Below are 13,813 nucleotides of genomic sequence, written 5' to 3' on the forward strand. Positions count from 1 at the left end.
CCTCGGCGAGCGGAGCGTCAGCCCCGTGTTCGGGTCAGGTAAGGATCACCGGGCAGCCGGACCGTGAAGGCCGCCCCGCCCTCCGCCGCGTGCCCGGCGGCGATCTCGCCACCGAGCCGGCGGACCAGCCCGGCGGCGAGCGCCAGCCCGAGCCCGCTGCCCACCTTGCGCACCCCCCGGTACCGCTGGTGCAGCGCACCCCGCTCGAAGGCCACCGCCAGGTCGTCGTCGGTGAAGCCGGGTCCGCCGTCGCGGACCTCCAGCACGCCGCCGGCCGCCGGGTCCGCGCCCGCCGGCCGGACCGCGAGCACCACCTGCGCCCCCGGGGGTACGACCCGCAGCGCGTTCTCCAGCAGCCCGTCGACCACCTGCCGGATCCGCCCCGGATCGGTGTACGCGGGCACCGGCCCGGCCGGCACCTCCACCCGGAACGGCACGCCCATCGCCGCGCACCGGTCCGACCAGGTGCGTTCGGCGTCCATTGCCAACCGGGTCAGGTCGACCGGTCCCGGGTCGAGCGGGAAGTCGGCGGCCTCCAGGCGGGCCAGCGCCAGCAGGTCCCGGACCAGCCGGTCCAGGTGTTCCGCCTCGGCCAGCATGGTCCGCCCGGTGGCGGGTGTGTCGGCTGCGTCGATCACCCCGTCGGCGAGCGCCTCGGCATAGCCCCGGATCGCGGTCAACGGGGTGCGCAGCTCGTGCGAGACGGAGAGCAGGAACTCCCGCTGCCGTCCCTCGCTGGTGGCCAGCGCCGCCGCCAGCCCGTTCAGCGCGTACGCCAGGTCGGCGACCTCGTCCGGCGGCTCCACCGGTACGCGTACCGCCCGGTCCCCGGCGCGCAGCCGGGCGGCGGCGGTCGCGGCGACCCGGATCGGGCGGGCCAACCGGCGGGCGAGCAGCAGCCCGGCCACCACCCCGGCGGCGAGCCCGGCGAGCAGTGGCAGCCAGAGGCTGCGCAGCACCTGCCGCCAGGGGCCACCCCGGGTGGTCCGGGTCAGCACCACGCCGTCGCCGCCGGGCAGCGCCCGCCCCTCGACCAGGGCCCGTTCCCCGTCGACCAGCCGCCGGCCGGAGACGTTTCGACCGGCGGAGACCCGGTTCACCACCTGCTGGGGCAGCCCGGGGCGGTCGGCCCGGCCGGCGTGCACCACGTACACGTCGATCTCCTGCTGCTGGAGCTGGCGGATCAGCCGCTCCCCGGCGGTGTCGCGCTGCCGGGCCGGGCGGATCCGCAGCACGTCGGCGGCGAGGCGGGCCTGCGCGGCGAGCGCCTCCTGGTCGCGTCGTTCCACGCCGCGTACCGCCAGCGGCACCGCGACCAGCGCGGTGACCAGCACCGAGACCAGCGCCACCGCGCAGGTGACCAGCACCGCGCGGGCGGTGAGCGTGCGGGCGAACCGGCGGCGGGCGCCGGCGGCGGCGCGGTCCGTGCCCCGATCACGGGCAGGGCGACGGTCGGCTGGTGCGCCCGGCCCGCCCCGGCGGACGGCGGTGGGCCGGCGGGCGGTGGGCCGGCGGGGTCAGGCATCGGCCGCGTACCCGACGCCGCGGTGGGTGCGGATCACGCTGGCCGGGCCGAGCTTCGCGCGGACCTGGGCGACGTGCACGTCCACGGTCCGGGTGCCGGCGTGCGCGGCGTAGCCCCAGACCCCGGCGAGCAGTTCCTCCCGGGTGAAGACCCGGCCGGGGCGGGCCATCAGGTGGGCGAGCAGGTCGAACTCGGTCGAGGTGAGCTGGACCGGGCGGTCGGCGGCGGTGACCGTCCGGCGGGCCGGGTCGAGGGTGACCGGCCCGACGACGCGCGGCTGCTCCGCCCCGGCCGGTGCCCCGGCGGTGCGGCGCAGCACCGCGCGGACCCGGGCGACCAGTTCCCGCGGGCTGAACGGCTTGGTCACGTAGTCGTCCGCACCCAGCTCCAGGCCGACGATCCGGTCCACCTCGTCGTCGCGGGCGGTGAGGAAGATGACCGGCGTCCAGTCGCCGGCCTCGCGGAGCCGCCGGCAGATCTCCGTACCGGCCAGGCCGGGCAGCGCGATGTCGAGAACGCAGGCCACCGGGCGCAGCCGCCGCGCGGCGGCCAAGCCCGCGGTGCCGTCCCGTTCCAGGTGTACGCCGAACCCGTCCCGGCTCAGATAGAGCCGGACCAGGTCGGCGATGGCCGGTTCGTCCTCCACCACCAGGACGAGCCCGCGCTGCGCGGCGTCGACGGTCACCGGCCCATGATTACCGACCGGTGGCCGTCGCAGTGGTCAGCGGAACGTTCGGATCAGGTAAGGAACTCGTCAGCGCACCGGAGCCGGGCGGAACGCCGCCGGCCGGCCGGCGGCGGGCGACTCGCCGATGGTGGCGACCAGCCGCTCGGCCGGCGTCCGCAGGCGGGTCCGGAAGGCGTGGTGCAGCAGGGTGTCCAGCTCCCACACCTGCTTCGGGTGCTGGGTGCGGATGAGGAACCGCTCGCGCAGCCCGTCGACGGCGGTGGCCGCCAGCTCGACGCTGTGCGAACGCGGGTCCGGGCTCCAGGTCACGTTGCTCAGCTCGCGGAGCTCGGTGTTGAGGTGCAGGCGCAGCCGGTGCAGGACCCGGGTCTGCTGGGTGACCACCAGCCGGCGGTGGGTGAGCAGCAGCAGGTAGTCGCCGCCGACCGGGTGGTCGGGGCGGCTGCACCGGGCGACCAGGACGGTGGCGTCACCGGAGCCGACGCAGCGCCGGAAGATCGGCATGTGCCGGCTGACCGTCTGGGTCGCCAGGCCGGTGTCGGCGGCGGCGGGAAGGAACGTTCGGGAGAAGACGTCCATGCCCTGTGCAACGACCGCTGAGCAGGGGTGATATGGGTCACCGCCGATTTCTGCAACTTCCACCGCGCACATCGCACGTGCTGTCCGACGCCGGATCGCACCGGCAGACCGGGTCGGACCGGCAGGGGGTGAGACCGGCGGGTCGGGTCAGACCGGGAGGTCGGGTCAGACCGGGAGGTCGGCGAAGAGCTCGCCGAGCCAGCCGGGCACCGCCGACGCGTACTCGGCGCGGGCCGGGTCGCTCGTGCGCAGGGCCCGCCGCCAGGACAGCGCCCGGCCCACCGTGGCCACCCGCATGGCCAGGCCCGCCGACTCCCGCAGGGTCGGACGGTCGTACCGGTCGGTCCAGGGCTCCAGGTAGGCGTCCCGGAGCCGGACCAGCGCCGGGTCGCCCGGCTGCAGCCCACCGGCGTACGCCGCCGAGCGGAGGGTCACCAGCAGGGTGCCGAACGGATGCGCCACGGAGGCGTCCCCCCAGTCGAAGAAGCGGTATCCGTCGTCCGCCACGAAGACGTTGCCGTCGTGCAGGTCGTCGTGCTGGATGCTGGCCGGCACCCCCGTCGCCGCCAACCGGCGGCAGAGCTCCCCGAACTCCGGCCGGTACGCCCGCAGCCGCCCGTGCAGTTCGGCGGTGAGGCCGTCCGGCGCACCGAGCAGCAGCGCCTCCCCGTCGGCCAGCAGCCGGTCGAACAGCGCCGGCATCCGCTCCGGCCGCTGGTCGGGCACACCCCGCCCCACCAGGCGTGCCGCCTCCGGCGCGACCGCGATCTGGAGCGCCGCGTACGCCGGCAGCACCCGCTCCCAGTGCGTCACGTCGGGCCGCCCGGCCAGGGTGTCGCGCAGGCTCGGACCGCCGTCGGGCAGCAGTGACCAACCGCGCTCCTCGTCCACCGCGATCGGGTCGAGCAGCGCGCCGGGGCAGCGGCCGGGCAGCTCGGCGAGGAGCACCGTCTCGTACCGGGTGCCCGGGTTGTTGGCCTTGAACCAGACCGGGCCGGCGTCGGTGGGCAGCCGCCAGACCAGCGACCAGGGGCGGACCCGGGGCTCGGCCGGACCGGTGACCCGCCGCCCGTGCCGGGCCAGCGCGGCACCGACCCAGGCCAGCGCCTCGTCCTGCCACCGCTCGGTCGACCACTCCGGTCCCGCTGCGGCCGCCTGCGGGCCGCCGGCAGGCGTCGTCTCCGAACTGTCGGCGGGGAACTGCTCCGGCGCGTCGGTGCGGGGCGTCGTCACGCCCCGGAGACTAGGCGGTGGCCGGGCCGGTGGCGAGCAGATTCCGGCCCGCCACCGGGCGCAGCGTCAGCGGGTCAGAGCAGCTCGACGATGGTGGCGTTGGCCATGCCGCCGCCCTCGCACATGGTCTGCAGGCCGTAACGGATGCCGTTGTCCCGCATGTGCTGGAGCATCGTGGTCATGATCCGGGCGCCGGAGCCGCCGAGCGGGTGGCCCAGGGCGATCGCCCCGCCGCGCGGGTTCAACCGCTCCGGGTCCGCCTCGGTCTCCGCCAGCCAGGCCAGCGGCACCGGGGCGAACGCCTCGTTCACCTCGTACACCCCGATCTCCTCGATGCCCAGCCCCGCGCGGCGCAGCGCCTTGGCGGTGGCCGGGATGGGGGCGGTGAGCATGACCACCGGGTCGTCGGCGGCGACCACGGCGGTGTGCACCCGGGCCAGCGGGCGCAGCCCGTGCCGGCTGGCCCACTCGCTGGTGGTGACGGCGAGCGCCGCGGCGCCGTCGGAGATCTGCGACGCGGACCCGGCGGTGACCACCCCGTCCTCCCGGAACGGGGTCTTCAGCTCGCCCAGCTTGGCCAGCGTGGTGTCCCGGCGGATGCCCTCGTCGGCGGCGAACTTGCCGCCGTCGGCCAGCGCCACCGGGGCCAGCTCCGGGTCGAACGCCCCGGCGTCCTGCGCGGCGGCCGCCTTCTCGTGGCTGGCCAGCGCGAACTCGTCGAGCTGGGTGCGGGAGAAGTGCCACCGCTGGGCGATCAGCTCGGCCCCGACGCCCTGGTTGAAGGGGAGCGGGGAGTCAGCGGCGACCCCCTCGACGCCCCGGTAACGCTCCAGGATCGCGTCGCTGAACGGCATGCCACCGGCCACGCTGGAACCCATCGGCACCCGGGTCATCGACTCGACGCCCCCGGCCACCACCAGGTCGGCCTGGCCGGAGAGCACGGTGGCGGCGGCGAAGTGCAGCGCCTGCTGGCTCGACCCGCACTGCCGGTCGAGGGTGGTGCCGGGGACCGACTCGGGCCAGCCGGCGGCGAGCACGGCGTTACGGGCGATGTTCCAGGACTGCTCGCCGACCTGCGACACGCAACCCCAGACCACGTCGTCGACCAGCTCGGGGTCGATGCCCGTCCGCTCGGCGAGGGCACGCAGCACGTGCGCCGAGAGATCGACCGGGTGGACGCCGGCGAGGCTGCCCTTGCGCCGCCCGACCGGGGTCCGTACCGCACCGACGATGACCGCGTCACTCATGTTTACTCCCCGGTAACTTGGGCTGCTCCCGATATTACGTCCTGCGGGGCCCGTCGTCCGCCCCCGTCCGGCGACCGGTGCGCTGGCATGCTGGGGCGGTGCATCCATCCCCGAACCGGCAGTGGCGGGTCCCGAGGGTCCTGCCCGTCGCGAAGCTGATCGGTGCGGCGTTGCTGGTCGCGCTCGGACTGCTCCTCGCCGACGGCGACCCGGTCCGGCCGGTGGTGGCCGGGGTCGTCGCCGCACTCCTGGCCGGCTGGGCGGCACGCGACCTGGTCGCCCCGGTCCGGCTGGCCGTCGATCCCGGCGGGATCACGGTGGCGCACGGTTTCGCCGGGCGTCGTCGCCTGCCCTGGTCGCAGGTCGAGGCGATCACCGTGGCACGCCGGTCCCACCGGGGGCTGACCAGCGAGACGCTGGAGATCGACGCGGGCGAGTCGCTGCACCTCTTCGGCCGGTACGACCTGGACGCGCCGCTCGACGAGGTGGCCGGGACACTGCACGCCGCCCGGGACGCCGCCCGCTGAGCCGTCGACGCGCCGCCGGGGCCTCCGGGCGCCCGCTGGGCGTCCGGGCCGACGCCGGTGAGCCGCTGCCTCAGCCGCCGGTCAGCATCCCGGTGCGGACCAGGGCCAGCCCGACCAGCGCCACCAGCACGATCGCGCTGCCGGCGGCCTGGAAGACGGTCCGCCGCATCCGCGGGGCGTACGCCAGCACCAGCGCCATCACCGCACCGATTACCAGGCCGCCCAGGTGACCGGCGATGGAGATGCCCGGCACGGTGAAGGTGAAGATCAGGTTGATCACCAGGATCGGCACGATCGACGAGGTGTCCCGGCCCAGCCGGCGCATGATCACGAAGATGGCCGCGAAGAGGCCGAAGATGGCCGTCGACGCGCCGGCCGACGTGCTGTTGGGCGCGCTGAACAGATAGACCGCGACGTTGCCGCCGAGCCCGGCGAGCAGATAGAGCGCCAGGAAACGCAGCGGACCGAGCACCGCCTCCAGGGTCCGGCCGAGCACCCAGAGCGCCCACATGTTGAGCAGCAGGTGGACCACGCCGTAGTGCAGGAACATCGCGGTGACCAGGCGGTACCACTCACCGGCCGCGACCCCGTGCAGCGGCCCACCCTCGGTGTACGTGGCGTAGGCCAGCACCGAACCCCAGTCGGTCAGCGGGGTGCTGCCGCCCATCAGCCCGCCGAAGCCGGAGCCGCCGGCCGCCGCGTCCCCGCCCCGGTCCGAGGCGATGGAGAGGACCATCATCAGCACGTTCAGCGCGATCAGGACCTTGGTCACATAGCCGTGCCGGCCGGCGGCACCGCCACCGAAGGCGGTACGCGCCGGCCGCACGCCACGGCGTCCCTCGCTCACACACTCCGGGCACTGGTGCCCGACCGACGCGTCCCGCATGCATTCCGGGCAGATCGGCCGGTTGCACCGGGTGCAGCGGACGTACGTCTCCCGGTCGGGGTGGCGGTAGCAGACCGGAGTGGTCGGCACCGACCCACCGGTGGTGTCGCCTGCCGGCCCGGAGCGCTCAGTCATGTGGGCAAAGGTACCCGGCTGATGCTCAGACCGGCTTGCGCTCGATCTCGACGCGCTCGATCACCACGTCCTGGCGCGGCCGGTCGCTCGGGCCGGTCGGGGTGTTCGCGATCTGGTCCACGACCTTCCGCGACGCCTCGTCGGCCACCTCACCGAAGATGGTGTGCCGGTTGTTCAGGTGCGGCGTCGGCGAGACCGTGATGAAGAACTGCGAGCCGTTGGTGCCCGGCCCGGCGTTCGCCATCGCGAGCAGGTACGGCCGGTCGAAACGCAGCTCCGGGTGGAACTCGTCGGCGAACGTGTAGCCCGGCCCGCCGCGACCGGTGCCGGTCGGGTCGCCCATCTGGATCATGAAGCCGCTGATCACCCGGTGCGAGATGGTGCCGTCGTAGTACGGCCCGTTGCCCGGCTGACCGGTGCGCGGGTCGGTGTACTCCTTGGTGCCCTCGGCCAGGTCGACGAAGTTGCGGACGGTCTTCGGCGCGTGGTTCGGGAAGAGCTCCAGCCGGATCGGGCCAGCGTTGGTGTGCAAGGTGGCGTAGACAGCCTCGGCCACGGGTACTCCTCACTCGTTGGTCAGTTCCATGCGGATCCTCCCATGTGCCCGATCTGGCATCGCGGAGGCATCCGAAGGTGGAGGATGACGAAGGATCGACTCCCAGGAGGTGGGAACGTGTTTGGAATCGGGCGGCGTAAGACCCAGGGGCAGCTGGCCAAGGCCGAGCTGAACCAGGGCATCGGTCACCTCAGGCAGGCCGCGACGTACGCGGCGAAGGGTGCCGGCGCCACGGTCGGCCCGCGGGTCCAGGCAGCCCGGGGTGCCGTCGCGCCCACCGCGGTCGTCGTGCGGGACCGCGCGTCGAGCGGTGTCGCGTCGACGGTGGCGGCCATCGCGCCGCTGGTGCTGGCCGTGCGCAACGCGCAGGCCCAGACCGCGGGCAAGGCTCTCACCGGCCGGAAGGCCGCCGCCGCCAAGATGTCGGCGGCGGGCAAGCAGGCCAAGGCGAAGAACCTGAAGGCGGCCAAGAAGAAGCAGAAGAAGTCGCGCGGCGGCATGATGACCGGCCTGCTGGCCGCCGGCACCGTCGCCGGCCTGGCCGGGGCGATGGCCATGCGCCGCCGCCGCGAGCAGCAGGAGTGGGCCGAGTACGACCCGACCGGCAAGCTGGACCCGATGCGCGAGGACGTGGACACCATCGTGGTGGAGACCCCCGACCCGAGCGCGAAGGTGACCGACGCCTCGACCATGTCGAGCGGCTCGGGCATGGCCGGTGGCCCGACCGGCGCCGGCAGCTCGGCGGTGGCCGGCGGCGACAGCGCCTCCACCACCACCCCCGGCACCCAGCCGGTGATCCACCCGAACGACAAGGTCCCGTCGGTCGCCGAGGGCGCCACCGAGGTCACCGGCCGGCCGGCCGACGACATCACCAAGGCGCTGAACAACGGCAGGAGCACCGCGAAGACCAGCGGTCGTCGCTGACCACCGGGTCACGGAAAGCGCCGGCGCGCGGGGATGCCCCCCGCGTGGCCGGCGCTTCCGCGTCCCGGTCCGGCGCTTCGGCCGTACGGGTCAGAGCCAGCCGTTGCGGCGGAACCAGCGGTAGAGGAGGAAGGACAGGCCCAGGTTCACGGCCCACACCCCCGGATAGCCGTACGTCCAGCCCAACTCCGGCATGTTCTTGAAGTTCATGCCGTAGATGCCGGCGATCGCGGTCCACACCGCGCCGATCGCGGCCCAGGCGGCGATCTTGCGCATGTCGTCGTTCTGGTCGACGGTGACCTGGGCCAGCCGCGCCTGGAGGATCGAGTTGAGCAGGTCGTCGTAGGAGTTCACCTGCTCGACGGTGCGGCTCAGGTGGTCCTGCACGTCGCGGAAGTAGCGCCGTACCTCCTGCGGCACCTCCCGGTTGACCTGCGCGGTGAGCGTCAGCAACGGGCGCTGCAACGGCATCACCGCGCGCTTGAACTCCACCAGCTCCCGCTTCATCTGGTAGATCCGCTGGATCCGGCCGTTGCCCTGCCGGTCGAAGACGTCCGCCTCCAGCACGTCGAGGTCGTCCTCCAACTGGTCGGCGACCTCCAGATAGAGGTCGACCACCCGGTCGGTGACCGCGTACGCGACCGCCCAGGGACCGTGCAGCAGCAGGTCGCGCTTGGCCTCCAGGTCGGCACGGACCGGGGCGAGCCGGCAGGCGTCGCCGTGCCGGACGCTGATCAGGAAGTTCGGCCCGATGAAGAGCATCACCTGGCCGGTCTCCACCACCTCGGAGTTCTCGGTCAGCTCGGCGTGCTCGCAGTACCGGGCGGTGCGCAGGACCAGGAAGGTCACCTCGCCGAAGCGCTCCAGCTTGGGCCGCTGCTGGGCCTTGACGGCGTCCTCGACGGCCAGCTCGTGCAGCCCGAAGGTGTCGGCGATGGCGGTCATCTCGGTCAGTTCGGGCTCGTGCAACCCCAGCCAGACGAACGCGTTGCGCTCCCGGCGGGCCGCCTCCAGCGCGTCGGCGTAGTGCCAGTCGCCGGGCTGACGCTCACCGTTGACATAGAGGCCGCAGTCGACCACCCCGCTGCGTCCCGGACCGGCCGGCGCGGGGGTGCGCGGCGAGCCGTCGGCGTTGAGGATCCGCGACATGGCGCGCACCGGGGCCGCCCAGGGGCGCGGCCTGACCATCCGGTTGCCGTCCTGCCCGGTGGATCGGTCGCGTTCCGTCCGGTCCGTCATCTCGCCCCCCTCCGCGCGCTGACACTGCGGGTTGCAGGTTACGCCGCCGTGGGTGACCCCGCGCGCGGGCGAGCGGGCCGGGACGGTGGGCGGTGCCGGGCGGGCCGGCCGCGTCAGGGGGGTGAGGGGCGACACGGCCCACCCGGCACCTCGGGGGCGGGAGTGATGCTGCGCGCGCCGGGCTCCGGCGGCGGCCGGGGGTACGGCTACCGAGCCTCGGACCTGACACCGGAAAGGTGAACGGCGCTCGCAGCATTGTGGGCCGCCGGTCGACTCAGGGGGAGACCCGAGCCGACCGGCATCGCTCAACTGTCGGAAACTCGACAGAAATCAGCCTCGGACGGCCTCGACCGCCTCGGCCAACCGCCGGACGCCCTCGTCGATCCGGTCCGCGGTCACCGCGGAGAACGCCAGCCGCAGCGCGTGCCGGCCGCCCTCCAGGACGAAGTCGCTCCCCTTCACCACGGCCACGCCCCGCTCCGCCGCGGCCGGCGCCACCCGGTCCACCTCGACGTCCTCCGGCAGCTCCACCCAGAGGAAGTAGCCACCGTCCGGCTCCACGAACCGGGCCTCCGGGAGGTGCCGGCGCAGCGACTCCGCCAGCACCCGGGCCCGCTCGCCGAGCGCCGTCGAGACCGTCCGGATCGAGCGCTGGATGTCACCGGAGACGCAGAACTGGTGCACGATCGCCTCGGAGACCATGCCCGGCGAGATGTAGAGGTTCGTCGCCTTCTTCGCAATGTTGGCGATCAGGTCGGTCGGGCCGACCAGATAGCCCACCCGGACCCCCGGGCAGACCGTCTTGGTGAAGCTGGACGCGTGCACCACCACGCCCCGGGTGTCCATCGACAGCATCGACGGCAGCGGCTCGCCCCGGAACCGGATGTCCGCGTACGGGTCGTCCTCGAAGATCGTGAACTCGTACTCGGCGGCGAGGTCCAGCAGCTCCCGGCGCTTCTCCAGGGAGAGCGTCACGCCGGCCGGGTTCTGGTAGTTCGGGATGACGTGGGCCAGCCGGGGACGCACCCCGGACTCCAGCAGCTTGCGCAGCTCGGCGGTGTCCAGACCGTCCGGCTGGATCGACACGCCGTGGATCTCGCCGCCCATCTTCTGCAGGTTGAGCAGCGTCCGGTCGTACGTCGGGCGCTCGACCACCACCGCGTCCCCGCGCCGCACCAGGTGGTCGAAGAGAAAGGCGTCGGCCTGGAGCGAACCGTTGGTGATCAGCACCTGGTCGGCCTCGACGCCGTGCTTCTCGGCGATCCACTTCCGCAGGGGCGGGTAACCGACGGAGGTGCCGTACGCGGTGACCCCGGCGGGGTCGGCGTCGAACGCGCGGACGGCGGCGGCCTTGAGCCCCTCGACATCGACGATGTCCAGCGAGGGAGCGCCACGGGCGAAGGAGATCAGCTGCTCGGCGGTCATGGGCACGAGCCTAGGGCCTGGCCCGGGCGGTCCGACCGGCATACACGCCAAGTTCAACATGCGGGCAACCGAACCCACCGGAGACCCGAAACCGGCTCGCGACCTGTCGCCCATCGGACCGTACGCTGGCGTCGATCGCAGGGCGACCGGATGATTGCTGGTCGCTGTCGGACCAGCACGAGGTGGTGGCGCACGTGACCCAGGACGGAACCGGTCAGCTCGACGACCAGGCCTTCGCGGAATGGCTGGCCGGGGAGGCGGGCGCGGCGTTGACCGCCCTGCGGGCCCGGCAGGGCTTCGCGGACCCGGCCGCCCTCAAGGACGCCGGTGACCGCGCCTCGCACGAGCTGATGACCGCCGCGCTCGCCCGCTGGCGCCCGGCGGACGCGGTCCTCTCCGAGGAGGAGGCCGACGCCCGGCGTGCGTGGGCCGCCGGGGAGGGCGACGCCCCCGCCCGGCTCACCGCCGACCGGGTCTGGATCATCGACCCGCTCGACGGCACCCGGGAGTTCTCCGAGACCGGGCGGACCGACTGGGCGGTGCACGTCGCCCTCTGGCAGCGGTCGGCCGGCCCGGACGGTGCGCTGGTGGCGGGCGCGGTCGGCATGCCGGCACGGACCACGCCGGACGGTGCGCCGCTGGTCCTCGGCACCGGCTGCCCGACCCCGCCGGCCGTGGACGGGCCACTGCGCATCGCGGTCAGCCGCAGCCGTCCGCCGGCCTTCGTCGGCGAGCTGGTCGAACTGCTCGGCGCGCGTACCGTGCCGATGGGCTCCGCCGGGGTGAAGGTCTGCGCCGTGGTGACCGGCGAGGTCGACGCGTACGTCCACGCCGGCGGCCAGTACGAGTGGGACTCGGCGGCCCCGGTCGCCGTCGCGCTGGGCGCCGGGATGCACGCGTGCCGGGTCGACGGCTCGCCGCTGCGCTACAACCGCGCCGATCCCCGCCTGCCGGATCTGGTGGTCTGCCGCCCCGAAGTGGCCAGCCAACTGCTCGACGCGATCGCCCGTACCGGGGTCAAGTTGCCCGCTTCGGCCGTCACCGGCAGCACCGGTCAGGCGTTCGGTTGAGTGTTGCGGTACCCACGGCCCACCTGACCGGGAGATAGTGTCGGGCGGAAAGGCACCGCCGACCTACCGCCCGTGACGGGCCGCTGTCCAGCCAGGGAGGGTCATGCCGGCCGACCGAGACCATCACACCGCCCCCGGGACGGGGCAGTCCACCAGCCTCTGGCCGGGTCAGGACATCCCCCGCCAGCACGGCTCGCCCGACGCCGACCCGGCCCTGCCGTGGCCGGACGTCGAGGCTCCGCACCGACCGGCACCGGCTGCCGTCCGGTCGTCGCTGCCCTGGCCGGACGGTGACCGGCCGACGCAGCCGGTCGGCCGGCAGGCCCACCGGGGACAGTCGTGGCCAGCCGACGGCCACGAGCCACAGTGGCCGGCCGACCACCCGGCCGACGGCTTCCCGCAGCAGTGGGCGGAGGGCACCACTCCGACCGACGGCTACGCCCAGCAGTGGGCGGAAGGCGCCGCGTCGGCCCACGGCCACCCGCAGCAGTGGGCCGCTGCGGCCGTACTCGATGACGGCTCGCCGTCGGCAGCCGGCGCGCCACCGGTCGCCCTGGCGGACGAACCGTCCTGGTCGGACGCCGAGCACCGGGCGGCCGGCCCGGACGGCGGCTCCGCACCTCCGCCGGTGGGCCCGGACCTGCGGTTCCCCGGCCCGCCGCCGGTCTCCGCACCGTCCGGCGGTGAGCGACGTCGCTGGACGATTATCGTCGCGGCGGCCGTTGCCCTGGCCGTCGCCGGCGGCGGAGTGGCCGTGGCCACCATGCGCGACCCGGACCGGGCCCCGGAGCAGGCGATCGGCACGGCCGAGAGCGGCGTGGCCAGCGCGCCCGCACCCGGTGCCAACGGTGCCGCCGCTCCCTCGGCCACCCCGGGCGGCACCCAGGGGCTGGGCGACCGTCCGGCCAGCGCGTCACCGCCGGCCGCGGCCGTACCGGGCCAGGCACCGCCCTTCGCCGGCACCCGCCAGACGCTTCCCGGTGCCTCGATCGCGGTGCAGAGCGGCGAGACCTTCTCCCAGGCGCTCAACCGCTCGGACCGCACCTTCGGCACCCTCAAGATGGCCCGGGTCTTCTACCCCGGCCTGCCGCCCGCGTGGGAGAAGAGCCGGGCCGACGTCGCGGACCGGACCGTGGTGGTCTCCTTCAAGGCGTCACCGCAGGAGGTCAACACCGGCAAGTACGACGCCCGCCTGACCTCGTGGTTCCGCTCGATCCCCCGCGACCACAACGTCTACTGGTCGTACTTCCACGAGCCCGAGGACGACGTGGAGCGGGGTGCCTTCACGGCCGCCGCCTACAAGTCCGCCTGGCGGCGGATCGCCGGACTCGCCGCGAAGGTGGACAATCCCAAGCTGATCAACACGCTGATCCTGATGTGCTGGACGCTCGACCCCAAGTCCCGGCGCAGCTTCGACTCCTTCTACCCGGGCAGTGACGTGGTCGAGACGCTCGGCTGGGACTGCTACAACTGGGGCGCCAAGTGGAAGCGGTACGCGCCTCCGCAGGAGATCTACGGCGAGATGATCAGCAAGTCACGGGAACTGGGCAAGCCCTGGGGCGTCGCCGAGACCGGCAGCGACCTGGTGCCGGGCGACTCCGGCACCGGGCGCGCGGCGTGGATCCGCTCGATGACCAGCTACCTCAACGGCCAGCGGCCGGAGTTCGTGGCGTACTACAACCAGGTGGTCAGCCAGGGCGACTTCCGCCTCCAGGACGCCCCGAGCATCCAGGCCTGGCGATCGTTCTGCGTGGCCTGACCAGCTGAGCACGGAAAGGG

General features: G+C 74.0%; 12 protein-coding genes and 1 pseudogene. 4 read left to right on the forward strand and 9 right to left on the reverse strand.

Translation table 11 applies throughout. From position 1 onward, the window contains the following. Positions 1–17 precede the first annotated feature (17 nt). From MRQ36_RS12005 to MRQ36_RS12025, 5 genes and pseudogenes are all read right to left on the reverse strand, one after another. Positions 18–1,415 (reverse strand): annotated as a pseudogene (locus MRQ36_RS12005) (sensor histidine kinase); the annotation flags it as partial. 102 nt (positions 1,416–1,517) lie between these two features. Then, positions 1,518–2,210, reverse strand: coding sequence for a response regulator transcription factor (locus MRQ36_RS12010; RefSeq protein WP_242795048.1), 693 nt, complete (start codon positions 2,208–2,210; stop codon positions 1,518–1,520). 69 nt (positions 2,211–2,279) lie between these two features. Continuing rightward, positions 2,280–2,792, reverse strand: coding sequence for a hypothetical protein (locus MRQ36_RS12015; RefSeq protein ID WP_242795056.1), 513 nt, complete (start codon positions 2,790–2,792; stop codon positions 2,280–2,282). Positions 2,793–2,957: 165 nt separating this feature from the next. Then, the gene (locus MRQ36_RS12020) at positions 2,958–4,025 is read right to left on the reverse strand and encodes a phosphotransferase (RefSeq protein WP_242795058.1); all 1,068 of its coding nucleotides are present in this window, start codon (positions 4,023–4,025) and stop codon (positions 2,958–2,960) included. Between the two features lie 74 nt (positions 4,026–4,099). Next, a complete protein-coding gene (locus MRQ36_RS12025) occupies positions 4,100–5,272 on the reverse strand; it encodes an acetyl-CoA C-acyltransferase (RefSeq protein WP_242795062.1) in 1,173 nt (390 codons plus the stop codon). Positions 5,273–5,370: 98 nt separating this feature from the next. Here MRQ36_RS12025 and MRQ36_RS12030 point away from each other — a divergent pair, with 98 nt between their 5' ends. Continuing rightward, the gene (locus MRQ36_RS12030; protein WP_242795064.1) at positions 5,371–5,799 is read left to right on the forward strand and encodes a PH domain-containing protein; all 429 of its coding nucleotides are present in this window, start codon (positions 5,371–5,373) and stop codon (positions 5,797–5,799) included. A gap of 70 nt (positions 5,800–5,869) precedes the next feature. On the opposite strand, the gene MRQ36_RS12035 is transcribed toward MRQ36_RS12030, so the two are convergent. Together MRQ36_RS12035 and MRQ36_RS12040 are read right to left on the reverse strand one after the other, a co-directional pair. Continuing rightward, on the reverse strand, positions 5,870–6,820 hold the full coding sequence (locus MRQ36_RS12035) for a rhomboid family intramembrane serine protease (RefSeq protein ID WP_242795066.1): 951 nt from the start codon (positions 6,818–6,820) through the stop codon (positions 5,870–5,872). Between the two features lie 25 nt (positions 6,821–6,845). After that, complete coding sequence (locus MRQ36_RS12040; protein ID WP_242795068.1) at positions 6,846–7,376, reverse strand: peptidylprolyl isomerase; 531 nt, start codon at positions 7,374–7,376, stop codon at positions 6,846–6,848. An 84-nt stretch (positions 7,377–7,460) separates the two neighbouring features. On the opposite strand from MRQ36_RS12040, the gene MRQ36_RS12045 reads away from it, so the two are divergent. Beyond that, positions 7,461–8,300 (forward strand): hypothetical protein, encoded by an 840-nt coding sequence (locus MRQ36_RS12045; protein ID WP_242795070.1) that lies wholly within the window; start codon positions 7,461–7,463, stop codon positions 8,298–8,300. Between the two features lie 90 nt (positions 8,301–8,390). Here MRQ36_RS12045 and corA read toward each other — a convergent pair whose 3' ends face one another. Together corA and MRQ36_RS12055 are read right to left on the reverse strand one after the other, a co-directional pair. Continuing rightward, positions 8,391–9,539 carry a magnesium/cobalt transporter CorA gene (gene corA / locus MRQ36_RS12050; RefSeq protein WP_242795072.1) on the reverse strand — a complete coding sequence of 383 codons (1,149 nt, stop codon included), beginning with the start codon at positions 9,537–9,539 and terminating at the stop codon, positions 8,391–8,393. A 330-nt stretch (positions 9,540–9,869) separates the two neighbouring features. Further along, entirely contained in the window at positions 9,870–10,964 is a 1,095-nt protein-coding gene (locus MRQ36_RS12055) for a PLP-dependent aminotransferase family protein (protein WP_242795073.1), read from the reverse strand. Between the two features lie 185 nt (positions 10,965–11,149). Here MRQ36_RS12055 and MRQ36_RS12060 point away from each other — a divergent pair, with 185 nt between their 5' ends. Both MRQ36_RS12060 and MRQ36_RS12065 read left to right on the forward strand, forming a co-directional pair. Further along, positions 11,150–12,034 carry a 3'(2'),5'-bisphosphate nucleotidase CysQ gene (locus MRQ36_RS12060; protein WP_242795074.1) on the forward strand — a complete coding sequence of 295 codons (885 nt, stop codon included), beginning with the start codon at positions 11,150–11,152 and terminating at the stop codon, positions 12,032–12,034. 103 nt (positions 12,035–12,137) lie between these two features. Continuing rightward, positions 12,138–13,793, forward strand: coding sequence for a hypothetical protein (locus MRQ36_RS12065; RefSeq protein ID WP_242795075.1), 1,656 nt, complete (start codon positions 12,138–12,140; stop codon positions 13,791–13,793). Positions 13,794–13,813 lie beyond the last annotated feature (20 nt).

The organism is Micromonospora sp. R77 (assembly GCF_022747945.1).
Taxonomy (GTDB): Bacteria; Actinomycetota; Actinomycetes; order Mycobacteriales; family Micromonosporaceae; genus Micromonospora.